Raw genomic sequence first — 25,864 nt, 5'->3', positions numbered from 1 at the left:
ACCGCTCCTGGCGGAAGGTGAGCCCGTAGGCCGGCTTCGGCATGGCATAGACTCCTCGTTCAGGATGAAAAAGATATGTATGGAATATATACCTATAACGGGACGGAAGTCAACCCGACGGGCCGGGGCCGTGCGGACGGCACACTGACGGCGAAGAGGGGACAGCAACGGGAACTTAGGTCGCCGCTTTGGGACGACCGAATTGGGCCGAAGAACGAACCCGCTGCGCGGGATGGGTGCAAGCGGTGAGGTAGGCGGCAGGCCGTCGATCATCGGGTCTCGATTGAGCGTCGCCCGGCCGGGGTGGACCATTTGGCTCCTTTCAACCAAGAGGAGCCAGACGATGAACGAGTCCATTTCCACTACCGTTGTCCGCACCGCGCGGCTCGCTGATCGCCTCTAGAAAGCCTTCCACCACCGGCATCGTCTCGTCCACGAGCCGGACCTCGTCGGGCGCCTGCAACCAGTCCTCGACCGATCCGTTGAGGAGCAGGAACAACGCGCGTGCTGCCCTCTCCGGGGACCAAGCCGGCGCGAGCCGCCCGCGTTCCGCGCCCAGCCTGATGACCGCCAGGAGCTGGTTCTGCAGCTCCGCGTCGGCCTGTCGCCGATGGGTCAGCGCGGACAGCATCCTGTTGACGTACTCGCAACGCAGCCAAAGGATCGTTAGGATCTTTCGGCGTTCGCTGTCGTTTTCGAGCGCCCGCAGCCCCTCGGCGATCGTAGCCGCCAGCTCGGCGAGCGGATCGAGCCCCAGGTCGGCTTCGAGGCGGGCTTTCATGGTGGCGATGAATTCGGCATTGGGCAGGCCGACCCGCTTCTCGAGGGCAGAAAAGATCTCCAGCTTGTCGCGGAAGTGCCAGTAGACGGCGCCGCGCGTCATCCCGGCGGTGCGGGCGATCTCGTCCAGCGCCGCATTGCCCACTCCGCGCGCGTAAAACACCTCGATCGCCGCCCGCAAGAGGGCCTCCCGGGTCTGTTCGGCTTCCGCCTTGGTGCGTCTCATCGTTTTTCCTCGCTCTTCAAAATTCCCTCTTTACATACATTCACGAACGTATATAATCAAGCCCGATTTTCCCCCCATGACATCTGGAAAGTGAGCTTCCGATGAGATCCGCAGCAGCACTCGCCTGCCTGGGTTTGGCTTTCCTCGGCGCCTGCGACGAGCCGCCCCCGCAACCCGCCGAAGTCCGTCCCGTCCGGACAATCGTCGTCAATGCCGGCTCGGAAGGCGAACTGGCCTCGGGCACCGGCCACATCCGCGCGCGCACGGAAAAGAATCTCGCCTTCCGCATCGATGGCCGGGTGATCTCGCGCAAAGTCGACGTCGGCCAGATGGTCAAACCGGGCGACCTCGTCGCCGAACTCGACGCGCAGCCGCAACGCGATGCCCTGCGCGCCGAGCAGGCCAAGCTGTCTGCCGCCAAGGCCGTTCTCGCCGAAGCCGCCAACAACCTGGAGCGCCAGCGGAAGCTGCTGGAGCAGGGGTGGGCGACCGCTGTCCGATTCGACGCGGCGGAAAAGACGTTCCGCAGCGCCACGGCAGAGGTGCACGCCATCGAGGCCACCGTGCATACGGCCGAGGAACGGCTCGGTTACACCCGCCTGCAGGCAGATGGCTCCGGTGTCGTGACGACGACCGGCGCCGAGGCGGGCGAGGTCGTGCGGGCCGGGCAGATGATCGTCACGGTCGCCGAGGATGACGGGTTCGACGCGGTGTTCGACGTTTCCGCGACCCTGATGCGCCAGATCGATCCAGACGCCACTATCGACATCCTCCTCACCGACGACCCGAACGTCCGCACCACGGGTCGGGTGCGCGAGGTCTCGCCGCAAGCTAATCCGGTGACCCGGAGCTTTCAGGTCAAGGTCGGGTTGACGGAACGGCCACAAACCATGCGGCTGGGCGCGACGGTGTCGGGGCAGGTTCGCCTGCTGGCGACGGACGGCATCGAGCTTCCGGCCACCGCGCTGACCATGATGGACAACAAAGCCGCCGTCTGGGTGGTCGACCCCGAGAACCTGCAGGTGGCACCGCGGTCCGTCGAGGTGCAGCGTCAGAATTCCGCCAGCATCATCGTTTCGACCGGCCTCGCAAGCGGCGAACGGGTGGTCACGGCCGGCGTGCACGCCTTGCGGCCCGGCCAGAAGGTCCGTCTCGAGGAGGTGGCGCCGTGAGCAGGTTCAACCTTTCCCTCTGGGCGATCGAGCACAAGTCGATCGTCTATTACCTGATGGTGGCTCTCTGCGTCATCGGCATCTTCGCCTACCCGCGGCTGGGGCGCAACGAGGATCCCACCTTCACCATCAAGACGATGGTCGTGCAGGCACAATGGCCAGGCGCAACCATCGAGGACACCCTGCTCCAGGTCACGGAGCGCATCGAGCGCAAGCTGCAGGAGACGCCCAACCTCGACTACCTGAAGAGCTACACCAAGGCGGGTTCCGCGACGGTCTTCGTGTATCTCAAGGGTTCGACCGGCCCGGAGGAGGTCGAGGACACCTGGTATGAGGTACGCAAGAAGGTTCGCGATATCCAGCTCACCCTGCCGCAGGGCGTGATCGGGCCGGAAAGCGATGACGAATTCGGCGACACCTACGGCATCGTCTACGGATTCACGGCCGACGGCTTCACGCACCGCGAGTTGCGGGATTATGTGGAAGACATCCGCTCGCGGATCCTGCAGGTCCCCGACGTCGAGAAGGTGAACCTGATCGGTGCCCAACCCGAGCGGATCTATATCGAGTTCTCGCCCGCGAAGCTGGCCGGTTACGGGCTCAACCCGGCGATACTGGCAGCGGCGCTGAACGCGCAGAACGCCGTCGCCCCGTCCGGCGTCATCGTCACCGACCAGGAGGGCGTCAAGCTGCGGGTCAGCGGCGCCTTCACCTCCGAAAAGGACATCCTCGGCATGAGCTTCGCCGTCGGCGAGCGCATCGTGCGGCTGGCCGACATCGCCGAGGTGCGGCGGGGGGAGGCCGATCCGCCGGACCCGATGTTCCGGATCGATGGCAAGCCCGGCCTGGGACTGTCGGTTTCGATGCGCGACGGCGGCGATGTGCTGGCGATGGGCGAGAACGTCCGGCGCGCCATGGAGGAGTTGAAGGCCCAGCTGCCCATCGGCATCGAACCGGTCATGGTCGCGAACCAACCCGAGACCGTCCATCACGCGATCAACGAGTTCATGGAGGCGCTGTGGGAGGCCATTGCCATCGTCCTTCTGGTGAGCGTGATCAGCCTCGGCCTGCGGGCCGGCGCGATCGTCATCATCTCGATCCCGCTGGTTCTGGCGATCGTGTTCGCGATCATGCTCGCCCTCGGCATCGACCTTCAGCGCGTCTCGCTGGGCGCTCTCGTCATCTCCCTCGGCCTGCTGGTCGACGACGCGATGATCACTATCGAGAGCATGGTCAGCCGACTCGAGCGCGGCGATAACAAGTCCCAGGCGGCCGTCTATGCCTATGAGTCCACGGCCTACCCGCGGCTTGCCGGGACGCTGGTCACCATCGCCGGATTCGTGCCGGTCGGCTTTGCCCTCAGCGACGCCGGCGAGTATGTGTTTTCGCTGTTCGCGGTGGTTGCCCTGTCGCTGCTGGCCTCCTGGGTGGTCTCCGGCATCTGCGCGCCGGTCGCCGGCGTCGCCCTGCTGCGCGTGCCGAAACACACTCATGACGGAACGCTGAGCCGGCCGATGGGGCTGTTCAAGAACTGCCTGCTCGGAGCGATGCGGGCGAAGTGGATTACGATCGCGGTCACGGCGTGCATGTTCGCGGCCGCCCTTGCCGGGACCAAGTATGTCCCCGAGCAGTTCTTCCCCGCCTCCGACCGGCCGGAACTCCTGGTGGACTTCAAGCTGCAGGACAATGCCTCCATCCTGGCCACCCGCGACCTCTCGGCGGAGTTCGACAAGATCGTCGCCGCCGATCCGGACGTCGTGCGCTTCTCGACATACGTCGGCCAGGGCGCTATCCGGTTCTATCTGCCGATCGACGTCGCCCTGCCCAACGACTACTTCGCCCAATTGGTCGTGGTGACCAAGGGGCTGAAGGAGCGCGACCAGGTGAAGGCGCGGCTGGAGAAGACGCTGGCCGAGCGCTTCCCGAACGTGGTCGCACGCATTTATCCCCTGGAGCTCGGCCCGCCGGTCGGCTGGCCGGTGAAGTACCGCGTCAGCGGGCCGGACCTCGCCCGCGTGCACGCAACCGCCATGCAGGTGGCCGAGCGGCTGGGGGCGACGGAAGGCGTGCGCAACGTCAATTTCGACTGGGTCGAACCGGCGCGAACCATGCGCGTCCGCATCGACCAGGAGCAGGCGCGGCAGCTCGGGCTTAGCTCCCAGGACGTGTCGCTGGCGCTCAACCATGTCGTCTCCGGCACCACGATCACCCAGGTGCGCGACGACATCTACCTGATCGACGTGGTCATGCGCGCCGAGCAGACGCAGCGGATGTCGCTTGAATCCCTCCGCTCGCTGCAGATCCCCTTGCGCAGCGGTCAGGTCGTGCCGCTGCGCCAGATCGCCACCTTCGAGTACGAGCAGGAGTACCCGATCGTCTGGCGGCGGGACCGGGTGCCGACCCTGACGGTGCAGGCCGACGTCGTTCCCGGCCTGATGCCGGCGACGGCGGTGCAACGGGTGCAGCCCTCGATTGACGAGCTCGCAAAATCGCTGCCGAGCGGTTACCGGATCACCACCGGCGGCTCGGTGGAGGAGAGCGCCAAGGGCAAGGATTCCGTGATGGCGGTCATCCCGGTGATGCTTTTGCTGGTGTTGACCATCCTCATCTTCCAACTCAAGACCTTCCAGCGCGTGCTGCTGGTGCTGAGCGTGGCGCCGCTCGGCATCATCGGGGTGGTGGCGGCCTTGATGCTGGCACAGTCCCCCCTCGGCTTCGTCGCCATCCTCGGCGTGCTCGCCCTGGTCGGCATGATCGCCCGCAACTCGGTCATCCTCATCGACGAGGTTGAGAGGCTGCGGGAGGGAGGACAGCATCCGTGGGATGCGGTGGTCAATGCCGCCATCCACCGGTCCCGACCGATCCTGCTTACCGCCTCGGCGATGACCTTCGGGATGGTGCCGATCGCCCCCAGTGTGTTCTGGGGTCCGATGGCCTTCGCGATCATCGGCGGGATGATCGTGGCGACCGTGCTGACGCTGATCTTCCTGCCCGCGCTCTACGTCGCCTGGTTCCGCATCGCCGAACCCGAGGATGAAGGAAGACAAGCCGCGGAGCCTCGCGCCGAGTTTGCATCGTAGTAGAGTCGGCAAGGATGTGCGCCTTGGGCGGAGGACTCTCTTCGAGACACATCAGGCCAATCGCTTGTCATCGCGATCGTCTGTTGAGAATGTCCAGAATTGGCACACAACAGCCGAAACAGCTATCCCGCGCAACGTCCGCTGTAGGCAACACGCACTGATCTGCGGAACAGCCGCGATGAGGCGCAAAGCTGCCCTCCGCCCCGGGGATTCGCCATGGCCGGCCGTTCCGCGAGCGGCTGCGATGGCGATTCTCGACAAGCCCCTGGGCCTGCCGCTGGCGGCGTGAGCCCGCCCCGGCGTCAGTCGCCGGTCAGCCAGCGCTGCATGACGAGGACGGCCGAGCGCTCGAAGCCGAGGCGCTCGTAGAACGCCATCACCCCGGCGTTGGTCTGGCGGACCATCAGTTCCGCCTTGCGCACGCCGCGTTCGCTGAGCCACGCCTCGGCGGCCTTGACCATCCGGCGGCCGATTCCCTGCGAACGCATCCCCGGATCGGCGGCGACGTAGTAAAGCCAGCCGCGATGGCCGTCGTGGCCGACCATGACGGACCCGACCACGCGGCCCCGGGCATCGACGGCGACCAGCACGTCCGAGGCCCGGCCGGCGTGGGCGAAACGGAAATCCGCGCCCGGGTCGTTATAGCTGACGACCAGGCCGCAGGCCCGCCACAGCGCCACCGTGGCGGCCTCGTCGGCCGCCTCGGCCGGGCGGATCGTCACGTCCACGGCGGGAGCATCCATCTTCAATTCGAACCTCCGGACTAAAAACGGCGGAGGCCCATCCTACGTCGCCAGGGCCGAAAAGTCTTCCGGCGGGGCCGGCCGGCGGCGCAAAAAGCCGTTGAACGGCGGGGCCGCGCTCGCCACGTCAGCGACGAGGGAGCCGGCGATGGGCAATGGCGTTGTCACCCCGCAAACCACGGTGCGGCCGCAGACCGAGCGGCCGCGGCTCTACAAGGTCATCCTGCTCAACGACGACTACACGCCGCGCGACTTCGTCGTCGCCGTGCTGAAGGCGGTGTTCCGCATGAACGGGGACAAGGCCTATGGCGTGATGATGACGGCCCATCAGTTGGGCGCCTGCTTCATCGCCGCCTACACCAAGGACGTCGCCGAGAGCAAGGCGACCGAGGGCACCGAGGCCGGCCGCCGGGAAGGCTATCCGCTGATGTTCACGACCGAGCCGGAGGAGTAGCCGGCGGCCGTCACTCCGCCCCCGGCCTTCGCGGCGGGATTTCCCGCCCGAACAGGCGGGCGGCGTTGCGGTAGGCGATCTTCTCGGCGGTCTCGCGCGGCAGCAGGGCGAGCCAGCGGCGGTTGAGCGCGATCAGGCCTTCGTAATCGTCCCACTGGGCGTTGATCCAGGTGTCGGTGCCGACCATCAGCCGATCCGCGTGGCGCTCGATCACCGCCTTCCAGGCCGGGTTAAGCTGGCTGCCGTCGCCCAGGATGTCGCGCTCGCGGAACGAGGTGTCGGCGTAGAGCGTCGCATAGGTATCGAGCATTTGGCCCACCGCCTCGGCCGGCTCCGACATGCCGGCGTGCGCCCAGACGATGGTGAGGGCCGGTTCCAGCCCGAAGAAGAAGCGCACCGGTTCGGCCCCGGAATGAATGTGCAGCGGCACGCCGCGGGCCTTGGCCAGGGCCGCCACCACCACCAGCAGCGGGCGGTCCTCCATGTCCAGCCGATGGATGTGGAACTCGCCGATGCCCTGGTGCGGATAGCGGGCCAGGCGATCGGCCAGATAGGCCTCCATGCCTTGGGCCTGGGTCCAGTTCGACGAGCCGGCGGCGCCGTGATAGGGGCGCAGTTCGGGAACGATGCGCTCGGGCGCGTATTCCCAGAGCCGGATGGTGCCGTCGTCGGGGGTGGAGGAGACCAGCGCCATGGCGACGCCGCTTTTGTCCATCAGCTCGATGACGGTCTTGACCGGGTAAGGACCCCAGGCGTCCTGCTTGTAGTGCATGTGGGCGTCGAAGACGGGCACGCCCTCGATGGCGGCGCCGATGGGCGGCTCGTCGGCACCGACGGGCGCCGCCGCCAGCCACAAGGCCGCCGCGACCGCCATCAGGTGCCGTGAAACCTGCGCGACCATGCCGCCTTCCCTCCTCGCCCAAGGAAGCCCTGCATGTGGGAGGGCGGGAGCCGGAATTAAATATACTGTCCCCAAATTACGGTATACATTTCGGGGACAGCTTATTCAATTCCGGGAGAGGCAAGATGGCGCGACTGGCACGAGTTGTGGCGGCGGGCGTTCCGCACCATGTGACGCAGCGGGGCAACCGTCGGCAGCCCACCTTCTTCGAGGACCAAGACTACGTCGCCTATCTCGACCTCGTGGCCGAGTGGTGCGCGGCGCTTGGCGTCGAGATCTGGGCGTACTGCCTGATGCCCAATCACGTGCACCTGATCGCCGTGCCGCAAACGGCGGACGGACTGGCGAAGGCCCTGGGCGAGGCACACCGGCGCTATACCCGGCGCGTCAACGGGCGCGAGGACTGGCGCGGCCACCTGTGGCAGGGACGGTTCGCATCCTTTCCGCTGGACCGCGCCCATACGCTGGCGGCGGCGCGCTACATCGAGCTCAATCCCGTGCGGGCCAAACTTGTCACCCGCCCCGAAGACTATCCATGGAGCAGCGCCCGGGCCCATCTGACGGGCGTCGACGACCGGCTGGCGCGGGTCGGCCCGCTGCTCGACGAAATCGGGGATTGGCGGACGTTCCTCGACGTCCCGCTTCGCAAGGACGAAGGGGACGCCTTGCGCCGGCACGAGCGCACCGGCCGGCCGCTGGGCGAGGAGGGTTTCCTTGCCGAAATGGAAGCCCTCGCCGGCCGCCGCCTGCGCCCGGAAAAGCGCGGCCCCAAACCGCGGGAATAGATTTCGGGGACAGCTTCAATTTCGGGGACGCCATATTAATTAATTTCGGGGACACCATGGCTACTGTCCGGGAAAACCATTCTTAATTAAATATGGTGTCCCCGAAATTAATTAATATGGCGTCCCCGAAATTGTTCTATACCGAGAAGTATTTCGCCTGCGGGTGCAGCACCACCATGGCCGAGGTCGACTGTTCGGGGTGGAGCTGGCCCTCGTCGGCCATCTGGATGCCGATGCGATCGGCCCCCAGCAGGGCCAGGATGTGGCGCTGGTCCTCGAGGTTCGGGCAGGCCGGGTAGCCAAAGGAATAGCGCGAGCCGCGATAGCTCTGCTTCAAGAGCTTTTCGATGTCGCGGTCGTCCTCGCCCGAGAAACCGAGCTCGGCGCGGATGCGCTTGTGCACGTATTCGGCCAGCGCTTCGGCCATCTCGACGCCGAAGCCGTGCAGGTAGAGATAGTCCTGGTAGCGGTTGTCGCCGAACCACTGGCGGGCCACCTCGCTGGCGCGCGAGCCCATGGTCACCACCTGCAGGCCGACCACGTCGCGCACGCCGGAATCGACGTCGCGGAAGAAGTCGGCGATGCAGAGGCCCCCGGCCCGGGCCTGGCGCGGGAAGGCGAAGCGGGCGACGGGGGTTTGGCCGTCGCTGTCGAACAGCACCACGGCGTCTCCTTCCGAGGCGCACTTCCAGTAGCCGTAGACCGCCTGCGGCTTCAGGATCTCCTCGGCGGCGACGGTTTCGAGCAGGCGCGTCAGGATGGGCTTGACCTCGCGGGCCGCCCATTCGCGCCATTCCTCGCGCGAGCGGCCCTGCTTCTTGAAGCCCCAGTGGAACTGGAACAGCATGACCTCGTTGAGGAACGGCAGCAGCGCCTTGGGCTCGACCTTCTCCAGCACGCGGGGGCCCCAGAAGGGCGGCGTCGGCACTTGGACGTCGGCGTGCAGATCCGCCCGGCGCAGGCGGATTTCCTCGTAATCGACCGGACGCGTCGCCGCCGCCGCCACCGCCGGCGGCTCGGCGCCCAGCACGCGGCGCCGGTTGGACGGCCGCCCCGCCCGCTTGCGCACCGAGTCCTCGACGTAAGCGTCGAAGGCGCCGGTCTTGACCTTGTCCATCAGGTCGAGCCCGTCGAAGGCGTCCCTGGCATAGGCGACGCGGCCGCTGGCATAGGCCGCCACGCAGTCTTCTTCCACGTACTTGCGGGTCAGCGCGGCGCCGCCCAGCAGGATCGGCAGGTCGATGCCTTCCCGGCTCATCTCCTCCAGATTCTCGCGCATGACCACGGTGGACTTGACCAGCAGGCCCGACATGCCCACCGCGTCGGCCTTGTGCTCGCGCGCCGCCGTCAGGATGTTCTGGATCGGCTGCTTGATGCCGAGATTGACCACCCGGTAGCCGTTGTTGGTGAGGATGATGTCGACCAGGTTCTTGCCGATGTCGTGCACGTCGCCCTTCACCGTCGCCAGCACGATGGTGCCCTTCTGCTGGCCCTCCACCTTCTCCATGAAGGGCTCGAGATAGGCCACCGCCGCCTTCATGGTTTCGGCCGATTGGAGGACGAACGGAAGCTGCATCTTGCCGGCGCCGAACAGTTCGCCCACCACCTTCATGCCGCCCAGCAGGATGTCGTTGATGATGGAAAGCGGCGCATGCGCCTTCATGGCCTCGGCCAGTTCGTCATCGAGCCCGATGCGGTCGCCCTCGACGATGCGCAGCTTGAGCCGCTCCTCGACGGTTTCGGGGCGGGCCTTCCTGGTCACCTTGTCCTGGCGGTCTGCGAAGAGGGCCATGTAGGCCTGCAAGGGGTCGTAGCCTTCGCGTTGCCGGTCGAAGATGAGGTCCTCGGTGATCCTCACCTCCTCTTCCGGGATGGTGTGCAGCGGCAGGATCTTCGAGACGTGGACGATGGCCCCGGTCATGCCGCGCTTCACCGCGTGATCGAGGAACACCGAGTTGAGCACGTGGCGGGCCGCCGCCTTGAGCCCGAAGGAGACGTTGGAAAGGCCCAAAATGATCTGGCACTCGGGCAGTTCCTCGCGGATGCGCGCGATGGCGTCCAGCGTGTTCAAGGCCAGTTTGCGGTCGTCCTCGTTGCCGGTGCAGATGGTAAAGGTCAAGGGGTCGATCAGCAGGTCGGAGGCCGGCAGGCCGTGCTTCACGCAGGCGAAGTCGTGCAGCCGCTTGGCAATCCTGACCTTGCCGTCGGCATCCTTGGCCATGCCCTGCTCGTCGATGGTCAGCGCGATCACCGCGGCGCCGAAGCGCCTGGCCAGTTCCAGGCGCTTGGCGGCCGGCTCCTCGCCGTCCTCGAAGTTGATGGAGTTGACGATCGCCTTGCCGCCATAAAGCTTGAGCGCCGCCTCCAGCACCTTGAGCTCGGTCGAATCGATGACCAGCGGCGCGGTGACGGAGCCGCGCATGCGGCTCACCACCTCGACCATCTCGGCCACCTCGTCGCGCCCGACGTAGGCGGTGCAGACGTCGAGCGCGTGCGAGCCCTCGCCCACCTGCTCGCGGCCCATGGCGACGCAGGCGTCCCAGTCCCCGGCCTCCTGGAACTGGCGGAAGCGCTTCGACCCGTTGGCGTTGCAGCGCTCGCCGATCGAGAAGAAGGCGTTCTCCTGGCGCAGCGCTACCTGCGAATAGAGCGACGCCACCGAGGGCAGCCAATGCACGGTGCGCGCCTTGGGCGCCGGCCGATGGGCGCCCGAGGGCGCGCGCCGGCGCAGCATGGCGTCCAACGCGGCGATATGCGGCACGTCGGTGCCGCAGCAGCCGCCGATGATGTTGACGCCGTCTTCCTCGATGAAGCGCTCCTGCCACTTGGCCAGCTCGTCGGGGGAAAGCGGATAGCGGGTCTGGCCGTCGACCAGTTCGGGCAGACCGGCGTTGGGCTGCACCGAGATGAGCTTGGGCCAGTTCTCGGCCAGCCACTTGATGTGCTCGGCCATCTCCTGCGGCCCGGTGGCGCAGTTGAGGCCCAGGAGGTCGATGCCCAGCGCCTGCACCGCCGTCGCCGCGGCGGCGATTTCGGCGCCGACCAGCAGCGTGCCGGTGGTTTCCACCGTCACCTGCACGAAGATGGGAAGTTCGATGCCGGCCTTGGCGCGCGCCGCCTTGGCGCCGTTGACGGCGGCCTTGATCTGCAAGGGGTCCTGGCAGGTCTCGATGAGGATGGCGTCGACGCCGCCGGCGATCAGGCCGTCGCATTGCAGGGCGAGCGCCGCCTCCAGCCGGTCGTAGCCGATGTGGCCCAGGCTGGGCAGTTTCGTGCCCGGCCCGACGTCGCCCAGCACGAAGCGCGGCCGGCCGTCGGCGGCGAAGCGTTCGATGGCCTCGCGGGCCAGGAAGGCAGCCTCCTTGTTGAGCCCGAACGCCTCGTCGGCGAGGTCGAACTCGCCCAAGGTCACCGGCGAGCCGCCGAAGGTGTTGGTGATGACGAGATCGGCCCCGGCTTCCAGATAGCTGGCGTGGATGTCGCGCACCAGGTCGGGGCGCGAGCGGGTCAGGATGTCGGTGCAGTTCTCCTTGCCCCAGAAGTCGCGCTCGACGTCGAGGGTCGCGGCCTGCACCCTTGTGCCGAAGCCGCCGTCGCACAGCAGCACGCGGTCCTTGAGGATGTCGAGCAAAGCGGTCATGTCAGGCGGTATCCCCTTTGGCGGACGCCGGACGGACGCCCAGGATGTGGCAGATGGCGAAAGTCAGGTCGGCGCGGTTCAGCGTATAGAAATGGAACTGCCGCACCCCGTTGGCCAGCAGGACCCGGCATTGCTCGGCCGCCACCGTGGCGGCGACCAGTTTGCGGGTGTCGGGATCGTCGTCGAGGCCCTCGAAGAGGTCGGCCATCCATTTGGGCACCGAGGCGCCGCAGTTGGCGCTGAATTCCCTGACGCGGGCGAAGTTGGTGACCGGCAGGATGCCGGGGATGATCGGCACCGTGATGCCGATGGCCCGGGCCTTCTCGACGAACCTGAGGAACACCTCGGGATCGAAGAAGTACTGGCTGATCGCCTGCGAGGCCCCGGCGTCGATCTTGCGCTTCAGGTGGTCGAGGTCGGTGCCGGGATCGGCAGCCTGGGGATGGCCCTCGGGATAGGCGGCGACGCTGATGTCGAAGTCGGCCACCCGCTTGAGCCCGGCCACCAGGTCGGAGGCGTAGGCATAGCCGCCCGGATGCGGAACGTAGCCGCCGGTGCCGTCCGGCGCGTCGCCGCGCAACGCCACGATGTGGCGGATGCCGGCCTCCCAATAGCGGCGGGCCACGGCGTCGACCTCGTCGCGGGTGGCCGCCACGCAGGTCAGGTGCGCCGCCGGCGTCAGGCCGGTCTTAAGAATGCGCACGACGGTCGCATGGGTGCGATCGCGCGTCGAGCCGCCCGCCCCATAGGTGACCGAGACATAGGCCGGCCCCAGGGGCGCCAGGCGCTCGACGCATTCCCACAGGGCCAGGTCCATCTTCTCGGTCTTCGGCGGAAAGAATTCGAAGGACACGGAAAGATCGCCGCGCGCCGCCGTGCTGGCGGCCAAGGCCGAGCCGAGACGGGCGACCACTTCGGGCGAACCGCAGCCGAGGCCGTGCGGGATAAGGGTATCGGTCATTCAGTTCACCTCCTCGAGGGTCCGCTCCGCCGCCGGCCGTTTGCCGGCCAGCCAGATGCCGACGGTCAGCGGGTCGCCCGACAGGTGCTGGCGGGCCGCCGTCCTAAGGCCGGCCGCCCGGAACCACGCCTCGACCTCGGTGTCGGCGAAACCCAGGCGGCGGTGGGCGTGCTCGTCGCGCAGCGATTCCACCTCGTGCGGCGCGAAATCGACCACCAGCATGCGCCCCCCGGCCTTGAGCACCCGGGCCGATTCGGCGATGACGCGGCCGGGCTCGTCGGCGAAGTGCAGCACCTGGTGGATGGTCACCACGTCGAAGGCGCCGGCCTGGAACGGCAGGTCGTACATGTCGGCCCGGCGCACCGCGCACTGGCCCAATCCGGCCCTCTCCAGGTTGGCCCGCGCCACCGCCAGCATTTCGCGCGACAGGTCGATCCCCTCGCCGCGATCGAGCCTGGGCGCCAGCAGTTCCAGGATGCGCGCCGTGCCGGTGCCGACGTCGAGCAGAGTGCCCAGCCGGGCGTCCGGCAGCAGATCGACGATCCGCCGCTCGACCTCGCCATCGTCGACGTGCAGGCCGCGCAACCGATCCCATTCGGCGGCGTTGCGCCGGAAATAGGCCTCGGCGGCCCGCGCCCGCTCCTCCTTGACCTCGCCCAGGCGGGCAAGGTCGGGAGCCAGCCCGGCGTCGGCGGGATCGAGGCCGTCCAACAGGGTGCGGACCATGCCGGCCATCGGCCCGTCGTGGACGACGCGATGGAAGACCCAGCTTCCCTCGCGGAACCGCTCCATCAGCCCGCCGTCGACCAGCAGGCGCAAATGGCGGGAAACCCTGGGCTGGCTTTGGCCGAGGACGTGGACCAGTTCGCTGACCGTCAACTCGCCCCGGGCGCACAGCGCGAGGATGCGCAGGCGCGTCGGCTCGGCGGCCGCCCGCAAGGCCCGCACCACCGCGTCGGCACTCGTCCCGGCAATCCTGTCGACCATGGCTTCCTTCATCTCGAAATGTATATAAAGATTTCTTTATATGTTTTTGAAGGGCGGCGTCCAGGTTTTTTGCACATCGGGGAACGTGGCGTCGTCCTGGTGGCAAAAATACAACAATCGTCACATTTCGATCACGCTTTTTGCGGCTGTCCTGTGGAGTTTCATCCCCCTGCATGCTACCTATCTATAAGCTGCGGGAACGGGTGGCGGGGACGGCGACAGGTGGACTTCGGTCGACCGTGGCCGCGTGAAGAAGGAAGACGGTGCGTGAAGGTTCTCTACGCAGATGACCGCGGACGGGCCGGGTGGCCGGTTCTCGGAGCCTTGGTTCTTGTCCTCGGCCTGGTCGCCGGCTGCGCGACGGCGCCCGATCCCACCGATCGCGAGGCGGTGGTCGAGTTCCAGCAGATCAACGACCCCGGCGAGCCCACCAACCGCGCCGTTTTTGCCGTCAACCAGGTGCTCGACAAAGGGGTGCTGAAGCCGGCCGCCGGCATGTACCGGCACTTGGTGCCGCCGGCGGTGCGCACCGGGGTCGGCAACGCGCTCAACAACCTCCGTTCGCCGGTCATCTTCTTCAACGACGTCCTGCAGGGCGAGATGCGGCGGGCCGGCGTCACCTTCATGCGCTTCGTCATCAACACCACCATCGGCATCGGCGGCCTCGGCGACCCGGCGAGCGACATGGGCTTCCCCTATCACTCCGAGGACTTCGGCCAGACCCTGGCCGCGTGGGGCGTCGGGGAAGGCCCCTTCGTCATGCTGCCGGTCTTCGGGCCGTCCAACCCGCGCGACGCCGTCGGGCTGGTCGTCGACTTCCTGGTCGATCCGATCAACATGTGGGCCAACAACACCGACCGCGAATACATCACCTACGCCCGCGGGGCGACCCGCGCCGTCGACGAGCGGGCCCGCAACTACGACCTCCTGGAGGATATCGAACGCTCCTCGCTCGATTTCTACGCCACCATCCGCAGCCTTTACCGGCAGCGGCGGGTCGATGAGATCGGCAACGGCGAGACAAGAGGCAACGTGCCCGGCCCGGGCGTGACCGAGACCCCGCGCCTGAACAGCGAAGAGGTCTCCCAGTGGAAGTGAAGCGTTTCCGGCTTGGCAAGGCGACGGCCGCCGTCACCGCCTTCATCCTCGCCATCTGCCTTGCAATCCCGCCCGCCGCCTCGGCCGGGCGCGAGGATGCCGCGCGCCAGTTCATCGCCTCGCTGGCGGACCGCGCCATCCAGGCCCTGACCACCGCCGACATTCCCCGCGCCGAGCGCATCCGCCGTTTCCGCACCCTTTTCAACGACCACTTCGCCGTCGAGGACATCGGCAAGTGGGTGCTGGGGCGCTATTGGTCCCGCGCCACGCCGGCCGAGCAGACGGAATACCTCCGGCTGTTCGAAGACTATATCGTCGCCTCCTACGTCGACCGCTTCGCCACCTATACCGGCGAGCGGTTGCGCATCACCCGGGCGCTGGCCGAAGAGGGCGAGCGGGCGACCGTGTTTTCCGAAATCGTGCTGCCTGGCGGCGGCAAGACCCCGGTGCGCATCGACTGGCGGGTAGAGAGCGGGGCCGGCCAGCCCAAGATCACCGACCTGGTGGTCGAGGGAGTCAGCATGAGCACGACGTTGCGCTCCGAGTTCGGCTCGATCATGCGGCGCGACGGCGGCAAGCTCGACGGCCTTTTCGCCGTGCTGCGCGAGAAGACCGCCGCCATCAAGGCCGCCCAATAGCCCCACCGCATCCGGCATCCGGCGAACCCGGGTCGTGTCCTCAGGCGGGATCATTCTTCATCGTCACCCCCGCGAATGCGGGGGTCCAGGGCGAATGACGGAGCGGTTGCCCTGGATTCCCGCGTTCGCGGGAATGACGACCAACAAAAGGGTGATTCCATGCGGCCGCAAAATGCCTCAAGCGCTGACGGGGCTCAGGCCATCGTGGCCTTCTCGCCGTCGAAGTCGCGCGCGCCGAGACCGATCGCGTAACAGGCGAGCCGGATGGACTTGGGGATTTCGACCTGCCGGCCGTCCCGGTCGCCCTTTTCATAATACTGGATCATACGCTTCTTCAGTCCGAGCAGATCGGCGACGTCCTTCTGCTTGAACCCCAGCGTCTTCCGCCATTTTTTGAACTGCGTCGGACTCATGAACGGTCTCGCCCCCATTGCGGTCGCGCCATAGTAGCCAAAAAAAGACGCACCAAATGCTACATTTTCTTTACAAAAGCGCACCTGGTGCGTATATCGCCTATCGTATGCGCACTTGGTGCGCTTTGACGTGACGTCGGATGACGTCGGCGATCCAGTGGAGGGCCAATCTCCCTCGGGAATGACGAACATGAGCGCGACCGAAAACCTGATCCAACTTCTGGGCGCCGTGGCGCTGCTGCTGTGGGGCCTTTTCATGGTCCACACGGGGATCACCCGCGGCTTTGGGGCACAATTGCGCCATGCCGTCAATCGCGGCGTCGCCAACCGCGCCCGCGCCTTCCTGGCCGGAATGGGCGTGACCATGGTCGTGCAAAGCAGCACGGCAACGGCCCTGATCGTGGCGTCCTTCGCCAGCCGGGGGCTGATCGACGCCGCGCCGGCCTTCGCCGTCATGCTGGGGGCCGACGTGGGGACGACGCTGGTTGCCCAGGTGTTGTCTTTCGACCTCGGGTTCCTGTCGCCCCTGCTGCTGATCGTCGGCATCGTCATGCACAAGACGCTGAAGCGGACGATCCACCGGCAGATCGGGCGCTCGGCCATCGGCCTCGGCCTGATGCTGCTGGCGCTGACCCTTATCGTCCACACGTCGGAACCGATGCGCGACGCGCCGGTCCTGCGGGCCCTTTTCGCGGCGATGTCGGATGAACCCCTGATCGCCCTCGCCCTCACCGCCATCCTGACGTGGCTGGCGCATTCCAGCCTCGCCGTCGTCCTGCTGGTGATGTCCTACGCCTCGACGGGGGTGGTGTCGGTCCCGCTGGCGCTGGTCATGGTGCTGGGCGCCAACCTTGGCGGCGTGCTGCCGCCCATCGTGGCGACCTTGAGCGAAGGGACCCTGGCCCGCCGCGTGACCTTCGGCAATGCCGCGTTCAAGGTCATCGGCGTCGCCATCTGCCTGCCGCTAATCGAATTCATGCCCGACTGGCTGGCCGGATGGGAAGGAGAGGCGGCACGCCAGGTCGTCAACTTCCATACCGCCTTCAACCTGGGCGTCGCCTTCCTCTTCATTTTGCTGGTGCCCGTCGCCGCCAGGATCGCCGCACGCCTGCTGCCGCCCGACGAGGAGCGCGAAACGTCCGACCGCGCCCGCTTCCTCGACGCGACGGCGATCGACACCCCGGCGGTGGCGCTGAGCTGCGCCGCCCGCGAGGTCATGCGGATGGCGGAATCGGTGGAGAGGATGGTCAACGGCGTCGCCACCTTTCTGCGCCGCGACGACGCCAGTGCGATGGCCAAGCTGATCGACATGGACGACGTGGTCGACCGCCAGTACGAGGACGTCAAGCTTTACGTCACCAAGATCGCCCGCCAGGAGGTCGACGCCGCGGAAAGCCACAGGATCGCCGAGATCCTGTCTTTCGCCACCAACCTGGAATATGTCGGCGACATCGCGGAAAACCTGCTGGAAAAGCTGATGACGAAAGCCAAAAAGCAGTTGCGGTTCTCCGAGGAGGGAATGGCCGAGCTTGCCGACCTGCACGGGCACGCCGCCGCCAATCTGAAATTGGCCATGGCCGTATTCATGTCGGGCGACGTCGGCGTGGCGCGCCAGCTGGTGCGCGCGAAGCGGCATGTCAACGCCCTCGAACGCCGCTATGCCGAAAGCCATATGGAGCGCTTGCGCCAGGAACGCCCGGAAAGCATCGAGACCAGCGGGCTGCACATGGACATGCTGCGGGATCTGCGCCGGCTCCATTCGCACATCACGTCCGTCGCCTATCCGATCCTCGAGGCGGCGGGAGAGTTGAGAAAGTCCCGGCTCAAGAAACACCACGCGGATGCCCCGTCGCGGAAGCCATCCCAGGACCAGATGGCGGCGAACTCTTCCCCGCCGCAAGACGCGGCCGGCGCCGGATCGGATCAAATACCCTATGGAATTGGCGGGGCTCAGGCCACCGGCACCATGTAGGGCGGGACCCGTTCCGGCGTGAGCGGGGGCGGATTGCTGAAATGCGGCAGGCTCATCTCGGCGCCATGCCGGATGTGAGCTTCCAGCGCCTTGGCCGCGTCGTCGATGCGGCCGGCCAGCAGCAGGTCGATCACCGTCAGATGCTCGCTCAGGGTCTCGGGAACGCCCGAGGCCAGATGCGTCGCCGGGGCGCTGCGCGCCACGGTGCCGTAGGTGACGATGATGGGCAGTTGGCAGTTGCGCAGCACGGTCCGCATCTGCCGGTTGGTGCACGCCAGCACGATGTCCCGGTGCAGCGCCAGTTCGATGTCGTTGAGCTCGTCGGGGTCGGGCGGCGAGGCGCGCTGGGCGTCGAGGATCTGGTCGCGGGCCTCGAGCAGCTGGACGCGCGGCACGCCCGGGGCGGCCTGCTTCAGCGCCTCGGGCTCCAGCAGCCAGCGCATCTGATAGCCTTCCCTCAGGTCGTCGACGGTCAAGGGGCCGGCGTACCAGCGGGCGTTGCGGCCCTGGCGCACGAAACCGACGCGCTCCAGGCTGGTCAGCACCTCGTGGGCGACGGTGCGGCTGACCCCGAAATGATCCGCCAGGGCGGACTGGTTGACATGAAAGCGGCCGAAGATAAGGCACGAGGCCACCGCCTTCTCGACGGTCGGGTAAATATGCTGGCGCCAATTGCGCTTCGACAGCTGGTCGGCCAGGGCATGAGGCAGCACCAGCCCGGCTTCCAGCAGGGGACGGTGCTTGCTGGCGGCGGGCCGCCCGCCGCCCAGCGCCACCTCGAAGCCGTGGCCGCGCCGCTTGCGGATGAGGTCTTCCTCGGCCAGCTTGCGCAGCGCCATGCGGGCCGGCGCGCGGCCGACCCCGAAGATCCCGGCGACGTCGTTCTCGCGCAGCACCAGCCCACTTTCGAAGGCGCCGCGCACGATATGCTCGTGCAGCACGTCGTAGACGAGTTCGTTGATCCGCGACGGCGCCCCCGGCACGATCGTCTCTTCCAGCAAGGGCCGCCTCGTTCGCAGGGCCGCCTGCGTCATGACCTGTGCTCCCCTTCCTTCATGCGCCGCTATCCTTGCGGCAGACCGGGAACGCCGTCAACCGCTTCGATGGCGCTTCGGCGCCGGGACAGCCGCTGCGCGCCCGTCCGGACGGGTCCGGACGGCTTTCCCGATGTCACTCCGCCCCGAAGATCAAATTGGGAAGGTACAACACGATGTCGGGGACAAAGATCAGGAGCGCGCTGACCGCCACCACCGCGATCAGGAACGGCATGGCTTCGCGCGTGAACTCGTTGACCGAGCAATCCAAGATCGAACACACCGCATACATGGCGGAACCGACCGGCGGCGTGAAGTTGCCGATGGTGATGACGATGACGAACACCACCCCGAAATGGACGGGATCGAACCCCAGTTCCATGGCGATGGGCAGGAAGATGGGGGTCAGCATGATGATCAGCACGGTGCCGTCGATGAACAGCCCGGCGACGACCAGGAACACGATGATCATCAGCATGATGCCGTAGGGATCGGTGGTGATGCCCAGCATCGATTCCGAGATCTTTTCGGGGACGCGTTCCCAGACGATGCCGTATCCGAAGATCCCCGACATGGCGATCAGGAACATGACGGCGCCGACGTCGGTGGTGCTGCCCTCGAGCGCCTCCCGGATCGACTTCGCCTTAAGCTCCCGGTAGGCGACCAAGCCGACGAGGAAGGCGTAGATGACGGCGAAGGCGCCGATTTCCGAGGGCGTGAAGACGCCGAAGCGCAGGCCGCCGATGAGGATGACGGGGAACAGGATGGCCCAGGTGCCGCCCAGGGTGGCGGAGACAACCTCCTTGGCTTCCGGCCAGCCGCGCCGCTCGGGAGCGTATCCCCTCATCCGCGCCGACACCGAGATGGTCAGGGCCAGCGTCACCCACAGCACGACGCCGGGCAGCAGGCCGCCCGCGAAAAGGCGGCCGATGGAGACCTGGCCGACGGTGCCGTAAAGGATGAACCCGATGCCGGGCGGGATGATCGGCGTGATCAGCGAGCCATAGCAGAGAACGCTCGCGGCATAGCCACGGGTGAACCCCCTGTTGATCATTTCCGGGCCCAGGATGCGCGCCTGCATGGCGGCGTCGGCGATGGCCGAGCCGGAAACGCCGCCCATGAGCGTCGCCATGGCGACGGAAACCTGGGCGAGGCCGCCGCGCATGTGGCCGGTCAGCACCGTGGAGAGCCGGAGCAGGCGCTTGGTAATGCCGGCGTGGTTCATGAAGTTGCCGGATACGATGAACAGCGGAATCGCCAGCAGGGCGAAGTTCTGGGTCTGGGAGAGCGCGAGTTGCACCGGAATGGTGGCCGGCAGGTTGAGGTTCTGCGCGAAGAACAGCGTGCCCGAGATGGCGATCGCGAAGGCGACCGGCATGCCGATCAGCAGAAGAACGACGAAGGCACAAAACACCAGCAACATCTTTCAGATTCTCCCGGATCGCCGACGCGGCGGCACCAATTTCGGGGACATAATTTTGGGGACGCCTTACTAAATTCGGGTGCTTTCGCCTCTTTCATGGTTTCTGCCCGAATTTAATAAGGCGTCCCCAAAATTATGTCCCCGAAATTCCAACCGCATTCGATCTCATCGCACGCTAGGGCCGAAGCCGGCCCTGTCTCATTTCATCCCTGACCTTGAGAAGGGTGGTGATCAAAAGCAGGGTCCCGCAAACGGGAACGCTCATGGTGACCCAGGAATAGCTGAAGTCGGGAATGCCCTGGAAGCTGCGCGCCCGGCTGACGTAGGAGAGCCACAGCCCCATCGGAATGAGATAGAGCAGAAACACCGTCAGGATGACGTAGTTCACCAATCTGAAATACGCCTGGGCCTTGTCCGGCAGATGCTTGGTGATCGCATCGACCGACATCAGCTTGCCCTTCCGCCAGGCGACGTCGGCGCTGAGAAAACACGCCCAGGCGAACACGCAGGTCGCGACATCGATCGTCCAATTGATGGGATGGCCGATCAGTCTGGCGATGCCCGCCGAAAAGATCAGGACGACCATGACCACCAGGAAGGCCTGGGCGACCAGGACCTCCGTGCGGCACACATAGTCATAGAATTTTTTCATCTTGGCGCTCTCGTCTCAAAGAGGCTGATGTCGGCAATCATAACCCAAGCGGCGAGCCGAATCCGCCAGGGACATCCAGGCCCTGCCAACAAAGGGGCGCACAAACCGGCCCCAAATTCCGGAGGGACAAGTTTGTGCGCCACACAGGAACGGATCGTCACATCCACACGACGCGATTACTTGCCGATTTCCTTGCTCACGGTGTTGAACGCGTCGGTGATCTTCAGCACTTCGTAGGCCTTCTCGCCGGCCTTCCGGAACGCCTTCAGGTCGACGTCGGAAACGATGGTCATGCCTTTGCCCTTAAGCTGCTCCATGACCACCTTCTCGCTGGCCAGGATGGCCTTCGAGGTTTCCTCGCCGGCCTTGTCGCATTCCTCGACCAGGATCTTCTGGTAGTCGGCGGGCAGGCTGTTGAAGAACTTGGCGCTGATCACCTCGAAGTTGATGAGCATGATGTGCCCGGTCTCGTTGGCGTACTTCAGCACCTCGTAGAAGCGGGCGCCGGGGATGTTGTTGTAGACCAGTTCGACGCCATCGATGGCCTTCTGCTGCAGGCCCGGATACATGTCGCCGAACGCCATGGCGACCGGCTCGGCGCCCAGCGCGCGGATCGATTCCTGCCAGATCGGGGCCGGGGGCGTGCGGATGCGCATGCCCTTGAGGTCGGCCGGGGTCTTGATCGGCTTGTTGGTGAAGAAGTGGCGATACCCCTGGACCCAGTTGAAGGAGACGACCTTGAGGCCGTACTTGGTGGCCAGTTCGTCCAGCCACTTGGTGACCGTCGGTGACTTCCTAAGCTTCGCCACCTCGTCGAGGGTCTCGGCGAAGTAGGGGCCGTTCATGATGGCGATGCCGGGAATGTAGTTGCCGAGGCGCGCCGAGTCGGTGTTCTGGCCGATGTTGGCGCCCTGGCGGATCTGCTCGATGATGTCTTCCTCGACGCCCAGCTGCGCGCTGTGGAAGACCTCGACCTTCAAGCCGCCCTTGGTCCGTTCCGCAACCGCCTTCGCCCACTTGGTGAATCCCGCGTGATACGGCTCTTTCGGACCCAGGACATGGTTGAACTTCAGCACGAAGGACTTGTCCTGTGCCTGCGTCGCGGCACAGGCGATTCCCAACGACAGAACGCCTGCCGTCGCCGCAAGCAGAATGCGTTTTATCCCTCTCATCGCTTGATACTCCCTGTCTTGCGCTAAGCCACAACCGGACTACGTTTTCCGTTTAGGTTACGTATCTTACATGCAAAATTCAACAGCTATCCGTCGCGCCTTGTTTCATACTTTGAGAACAATGGCTGGATGCTTTCCCAGGTTGCCGACCGCGCCGCTCCCCCTTGGGGAGCTTCGGACTACTCCGTCCCCAACGGATAAGAAGGGGCCGCCGGGAAAGGCGATTCCGTCGGGTCGCATGATGCTTTGGCAGTGGATCTCGTCGTCGTCGCCTCTGCCCCCGCTTGCGGCTGGCGGAGCCCGCCGTCTTTCTCCTGCTTGAGTTCGTGATAGCACTCTCGGAATGAGCGCAGCAGACGGGCGTGAGTGAAATCGATGAAGGCCCGAACGGCCGGCAGCATGTTGCGGCGTGAGAGGAAGGCCATATGCAACGCACGGTGGCTCCCATGCCACTCGGGCAGCACGCGAACCAACTGGCCGGAACGGATCTCCGACAAGACAATAAAATCGGGAAGGAAGGTAATGCCGCAGCCGCCCGATGCCACACCAAGAAGGACGTGAGGGTCATTGGATGTGACGCGGGGACGGACCTCGATCGAGCATTCGGCGCCATCCGGCCCCATGAGATTCCATGGTTCTTCGTTGGCGAAATTGGCGAAGCCGATGGTCGGAAAATCCGCAAGCTCCGCCGGGCTGGCCGGCAGCCCGTTGCGCTCAGCAAATTCCGGACTCGCCACGAGACTGAAGGGCACCTCGCCGATTTGCTTGACGATCAGATCGGCCTCCATGGGCCCGCCAAGACCGCTATGGATCGCGACATCGATATGATCGTTCACCAAATCATAGCGACGCGTCGAAACAATAAGGTGAATGCGAACCTTGGGATAGGCCTCCAGAAAAGGAGGGATAGACTGGCCCACCACTTCGGCACAGAGCCCCGGTAGGCAGCTTGCCGTAATCGTCCCCCTCGGCTCGGCACTCATCGACGTGGCGATCTCTTCGGCCGCCTCCATCTCCAGTATGGCCGCTTCGCATCGCTGGTAGAACTGCCGGCCGACCTCGGTCACCTCGATTTTATGGGACGCGCGCTCAAGAAGGCGAACACCCAGTTCATCCTCGAGCCTCCTGACGCGGCGCGAGAGCATCGACTTGGCGACATTGAGGTGCCGCGCCGCCGAGCTAAACCCTCCGTGGCGTACCACCGCCGCGTAATACCATAGATCGTTAAAATTTTGCACGGATATCGTTCTCCAGTAAGAACGCAACGTTCGAAAAATGGGGGATACCTAGCTTCTCGTTCTCACAATAGATTAACCACACCGAACAGCACAAGATTCAGGTGAAGACAGAAACCGCGATCCCGTCCTAGCGAAATCATCTTCCACAGCGTCAGCGGACCGCCCCTAAGGCAGGGTTTTAGGCCGCGATATGCGGCCGAAAGGTCCGCGGCGGCCATCCCCAGCAGGCTTGTTGCTGTGCGGAAGATCTTTCGCGAAACGCGGGAGTAACGGTCCGCTTCGGAAAGAAACAAGAAAAGGAGTACGTCAAATGGTTGGAAAGAAATTGGCCCTCGCGATAATCCTCGGCAGTGCGTTTTTGGCACCGCCGTCATGGGCGGAGGGAGCCCCGCGCTTCATTACGGTCGAAGAGCAACCGGCATTGTACGAGGCGGTGGTCAACCGCCTGCAGACCCTCGGCATCTCGAAGTCCTCGATCAAGTCCGCCATTTTCAGGACGGATGGGGGCACCTGGCCTAGGGTCAGAGGCTGGGTTTCCCTCCAGGATCGGCCTGGCGGCTTGCTGTTCTGGCTCCTTCCGGACGGCACCGTCAGGGAGGCCTACTCCCTCGGCCCGCTGACGGTGTCCTCGCCCGACGTCAAGCACGCTTGGTGAAGCCCCCGTCACCATAGCGAAGAGGCCGCCGCGGAACGGAGTCCGCGGCGGCCTTTTTTTTCGGTGGAATTCGCCCGATGAAGGACGGGACTTAACGGACCAGCGGCTTGTACTTGATGCGGTGCGGCTGGTCGGCCTCGGCACCGATGCGCCGGTGAAGATCGGCCTCGTAGTCCTGATAGTTGCCCTCGAACCACACCACCTGGCTGTCGCCTTCGAAGGCCAGGATGTGGGTGGCGATGCGATCCAGGAACCAGCGGTCGTGGCTGATGATGACGGCGCAGCCGGCGAACTCGGCCAGGGCCACTTCCAGGGCCCGCAGGGTTTCGACATCGAGGTCGTTGGTCGGCTCGTCGAGCAGCAGGACGTTGGCGCCCGATTTCAGCATCTTGGCCAGATGCACGCGGTTGCGCTCGCCGCCCGACAGTTGGCCGACCTTCTTCTGCTGGTCGGGGCCGCGGAAATTGAACTGACTGACGTAGGCGCGGCTTGGCATGCGCCGCTTGCCCAGTTCAATCTCGTCCAAGCCGCCGCTGATTTCCTGCCACACCGTCTTTTCGGCATCGAGCGTCTCGCGCGACTGGTCGACGTAGCCCAGGACCACGGTGTCGCCGACGCGCAGGCTGCCGGCATCGGGCGTCTCCTGGCCGGTGATCATGCGAAACAGCGTCGTCTTGCCGGCGCCGTTGGGGCCGATGATGCCGACGATGCCGCCCGGCGGCAGCTTGAAGTCGAGGTTCTCCATCAGCAGGTTCTCGCCGAACCCCTTGGACAGCCCCTCGGCCTGGATGACCAGGTCGCCCAGGCGCGGGCCCGGGGGGATGACGATCTGGGCGCTTCCCAGCTGGCGGTTGCCGGCCTCGGCCAGCAGCGTTTCGTAGGCGGTGATGCGGGCCTGGCTTTTGGTCTGGCGGGCCCGGGGCGAGGAGCGGATCCACTCCAGCTCCTGGGCCAGGGTCCGCTGGCGGGCCGATTCCTCGCGCTCCTCCTGCTGCAGGCGCTTCTGCTTCTGCTCCAGCCACGACGAATAGTTGCCCTGGTAGGGAAATCCCAGGCCGCGGTCGAGTTCCAGGATCCAGCCGGTGACGTGGTCGAGGAAGTAGCGGTCATGGGTGACGATCATCACCATGCCCGGATACTCTTCGAGGAAGTGTTCGAGCCAGGCCACCGATTCGGCGTCCAGATGGTTGGTCGGCTCGTCGAGCAGCAGGATCTCCGGGCGCTGGAGAAGCAGCCGGCACAGGGCCACGCGCCGCCGCTCGCCACCGGAAATCTTGGTGACGTCGGCATCGCCCGGCGGGCAGCGCAGGGCATCCATGGCGATGCCGATGGTGCGCTCCAGGTCCCAGCCGTTGGCGGCATCGATCTTTTCCTGAAGCTCGCCCTGCTCGGCCAGGAGCGCGTTCATCTCGTCGTCCTCGAGCGGCTCGGCGAAGCGGGCGCTGACCTCGTTGAAGCGATCGAGCAGGTCTTTGACCCCGCCCAGGCCTTCGGTGATGTTGGCCTCGACCGTCTTGGCGGGGTCGAGCCAGGGTTCCTGCGACAGATAGCCGACGCGGGCGCCCTGCGCCGCCCAGGCCTCGCCGCCGAATTCCTGGTCCAGCCCGGCCATGATCTTGAGCAGCGTCGACTTGCCGGCGCCGTTGACGCCGAGCACGCCGATCTTGGCGTCCGGCAGGAAGGAGAGCGAGATGCCCTTCAGCACCTCCCGTCCGCCGGGGAAGGACTTGGTCAGTCCCTGCATGACATAGACGTATTGATAGGCGGGCATCCACGACTCCGGCTTGAAGGGTGACAATGGCGGGAAGCGACAGGCCGTCGGCCTTCGCGTCCCCGCTTG

Annotated in this window: 21 protein-coding genes; 8 read left to right on the top strand and 13 right to left on the bottom strand. The window is 65.7% G+C overall.

Annotation, left to right across the window (positions count from 1 at the left end; translation table 11 throughout):
* Positions 1–322: 322 nt before the first annotated feature.
* On the bottom strand, positions 323–1,006 hold the full coding sequence (locus ODR01_RS23750; protein ID WP_316980201.1) for a TetR family transcriptional regulator: 684 nt from the start codon (positions 1,004–1,006) through the stop codon (positions 323–325).
* Between the two features lie 101 nt (positions 1,007–1,107).
* Between ODR01_RS23750 and ODR01_RS23745 the strand changes: the two genes are divergently transcribed.
* Together ODR01_RS23745 and ODR01_RS23740 are read left to right on the top strand one after the other, a co-directional pair.
* Positions 1,108–2,178, top strand: coding sequence for an efflux RND transporter periplasmic adaptor subunit (locus ODR01_RS23745; protein WP_316980200.1), 1,071 nt, complete (start codon positions 1,108–1,110; stop codon positions 2,176–2,178).
* Complete coding sequence (locus tag ODR01_RS23740; RefSeq protein ID WP_316980199.1) at positions 2,175–5,258, top strand: efflux RND transporter permease subunit; 3,084 nt, start codon at positions 2,175–2,177, stop codon at positions 5,256–5,258. The genes ODR01_RS23745 and ODR01_RS23740 overlap by 4 nt, the downstream gene beginning before the upstream one ends.
* Positions 5,259–5,560: 302 nt before the next feature.
* On the opposite strand, the gene ODR01_RS23735 is transcribed toward ODR01_RS23740, so the two are convergent.
* Positions 5,561–6,001, bottom strand: coding sequence for a GNAT family acetyltransferase (locus ODR01_RS23735; protein WP_316980198.1), 441 nt, complete (start codon positions 5,999–6,001; stop codon positions 5,561–5,563).
* A gap of 148 nt (positions 6,002–6,149) precedes the next feature.
* Between ODR01_RS23735 and clpS the strand changes: the two genes are divergently transcribed.
* The gene (clpS, locus tag ODR01_RS23730; RefSeq protein ID WP_316980197.1) at positions 6,150–6,455 is read left to right on the top strand and encodes an ATP-dependent Clp protease adapter ClpS; all 306 of its coding nucleotides are present in this window, start codon (positions 6,150–6,152) and stop codon (positions 6,453–6,455) included.
* Between the two features lie 10 nt (positions 6,456–6,465).
* Here the strand turns inward: clpS and ODR01_RS23725 are convergent, their stop codons facing one another.
* On the bottom strand, positions 6,466–7,356 hold the full coding sequence (locus ODR01_RS23725) for an amidohydrolase family protein (protein ID WP_316980196.1): 891 nt from the start codon (positions 7,354–7,356) through the stop codon (positions 6,466–6,468).
* A 125-nt stretch (positions 7,357–7,481) separates the two neighbouring features.
* On the opposite strand from ODR01_RS23725, the gene ODR01_RS23720 reads away from it, so the two are divergent.
* A complete protein-coding gene (locus ODR01_RS23720; protein ID WP_316980195.1) occupies positions 7,482–8,141 on the top strand; it encodes a transposase in 660 nt (219 codons plus the stop codon).
* Between the two features lie 136 nt (positions 8,142–8,277).
* On the opposite strand, the gene metH is transcribed toward ODR01_RS23720, so the two are convergent.
* From metH to ODR01_RS23705, 3 genes are all read right to left on the bottom strand, one after another.
* Positions 8,278–11,781: a methionine synthase gene (gene metH / locus ODR01_RS23715; RefSeq protein WP_316980194.1), complete on the bottom strand. Its 3,504-nt coding sequence runs from the start codon at positions 11,779–11,781 to the stop codon at positions 8,278–8,280.
* A 1-nt stretch (position 11,782) separates the two neighbouring features.
* Positions 11,783–12,598, bottom strand: coding sequence for a methylenetetrahydrofolate reductase [NAD(P)H] (gene metF / locus ODR01_RS23710; protein WP_316980202.1), 816 nt, complete (start codon positions 12,596–12,598; stop codon positions 11,783–11,785).
* A 144-nt stretch (positions 12,599–12,742) separates the two neighbouring features.
* Positions 12,743–13,729, bottom strand: coding sequence for an ArsR/SmtB family transcription factor (locus tag ODR01_RS23705; protein WP_316980193.1), 987 nt, complete (start codon positions 13,727–13,729; stop codon positions 12,743–12,745).
* 267 nt (positions 13,730–13,996) lie between these two features.
* Here ODR01_RS23705 and ODR01_RS23700 point away from each other — a divergent pair, with 267 nt between their 5' ends.
* Complete coding sequence (locus ODR01_RS23700; RefSeq protein ID WP_316980192.1) at positions 13,997–14,827, top strand: MlaA family lipoprotein; 831 nt, start codon at positions 13,997–13,999, stop codon at positions 14,825–14,827.
* A complete protein-coding gene (locus ODR01_RS23695) occupies positions 14,818–15,465 on the top strand; it encodes an MlaC/ttg2D family ABC transporter substrate-binding protein (RefSeq protein ID WP_316980191.1) in 648 nt (215 codons plus the stop codon). Before ODR01_RS23700 ends, ODR01_RS23695 begins: the two co-directional genes overlap by 10 nt.
* A 194-nt stretch (positions 15,466–15,659) precedes the next feature.
* On the opposite strand, the gene ODR01_RS23690 is transcribed toward ODR01_RS23695, so the two are convergent.
* Positions 15,660–15,878, bottom strand: coding sequence for a helix-turn-helix domain-containing protein (locus ODR01_RS23690; RefSeq protein WP_316980190.1), 219 nt, complete (start codon positions 15,876–15,878; stop codon positions 15,660–15,662).
* Positions 15,879–16,068: 190 nt separating this feature from the next.
* Between ODR01_RS23690 and ODR01_RS23685 the strand changes: the two genes are divergently transcribed.
* Positions 16,069–17,850: a Na/Pi cotransporter family protein gene (locus ODR01_RS23685; protein ID WP_316980189.1), complete on the top strand. Its 1,782-nt coding sequence runs from the start codon at positions 16,069–16,071 to the stop codon at positions 17,848–17,850.
* Here ODR01_RS23685 and ODR01_RS23680 read toward each other — a convergent pair.
* The 5 genes from ODR01_RS23680 to ODR01_RS23660 all read right to left on the bottom strand — a co-directional run bounded on the left by ODR01_RS23680 (position 17,829) and on the right by ODR01_RS23660 (position 23,369).
* Complete coding sequence (locus ODR01_RS23680; RefSeq protein WP_316980188.1) at positions 17,829–18,884, bottom strand: GntR family transcriptional regulator; 1,056 nt, start codon at positions 18,882–18,884, stop codon at positions 17,829–17,831. The two genes, ODR01_RS23685 and ODR01_RS23680, sit on opposite strands and share 22 nt — an antisense overlap.
* Positions 18,885–19,020: 136 nt before the next feature.
* Complete coding sequence (locus ODR01_RS23675) at positions 19,021–20,307, bottom strand: TRAP transporter large permease (RefSeq protein WP_316980187.1); 1,287 nt, start codon at positions 20,305–20,307, stop codon at positions 19,021–19,023.
* A 175-nt stretch (positions 20,308–20,482) separates the two neighbouring features.
* The gene (locus tag ODR01_RS23670; RefSeq protein WP_316980186.1) at positions 20,483–20,959 is read right to left on the bottom strand and encodes a TRAP transporter small permease; all 477 of its coding nucleotides are present in this window, start codon (positions 20,957–20,959) and stop codon (positions 20,483–20,485) included.
* Between the two features lie 176 nt (positions 20,960–21,135).
* Positions 21,136–22,131 (bottom strand): C4-dicarboxylate TRAP transporter substrate-binding protein, encoded by a 996-nt coding sequence (locus tag ODR01_RS23665; RefSeq protein ID WP_316980185.1) that lies wholly within the window; start codon positions 22,129–22,131, stop codon positions 21,136–21,138.
* 179 nt (positions 22,132–22,310) lie between these two features.
* Positions 22,311–23,369, bottom strand: coding sequence for a LysR substrate-binding domain-containing protein (locus ODR01_RS23660; RefSeq protein WP_316980184.1), 1,059 nt, complete (start codon positions 23,367–23,369; stop codon positions 22,311–22,313).
* A 310-nt stretch (positions 23,370–23,679) separates the two neighbouring features.
* Here ODR01_RS23660 and ODR01_RS23655 point away from each other — a divergent pair, with 310 nt between their 5' ends.
* Positions 23,680–24,024, top strand: coding sequence for a hypothetical protein (locus tag ODR01_RS23655; protein WP_316980183.1), 345 nt, complete (start codon positions 23,680–23,682; stop codon positions 24,022–24,024).
* A 91-nt stretch (positions 24,025–24,115) separates the two neighbouring features.
* On the opposite strand, the gene ettA is transcribed toward ODR01_RS23655, so the two are convergent.
* On the bottom strand, positions 24,116–25,795 hold the full coding sequence (gene ettA, locus ODR01_RS23650) for an energy-dependent translational throttle protein EttA (protein WP_316980182.1): 1,680 nt from the start codon (positions 25,793–25,795) through the stop codon (positions 24,116–24,118).
* Positions 25,796–25,864: the final 69 nt, after the last annotated feature.

It is taken from the genome of Shumkonia mesophila, assembly GCF_026163695.1.
GTDB classification, from domain to species: Bacteria; Pseudomonadota; Alphaproteobacteria; order Rhodospirillales; family Shumkoniaceae; genus Shumkonia; species Shumkonia mesophila.
This window is presented reverse-complemented; position numbering and strand designations above follow the sequence as displayed.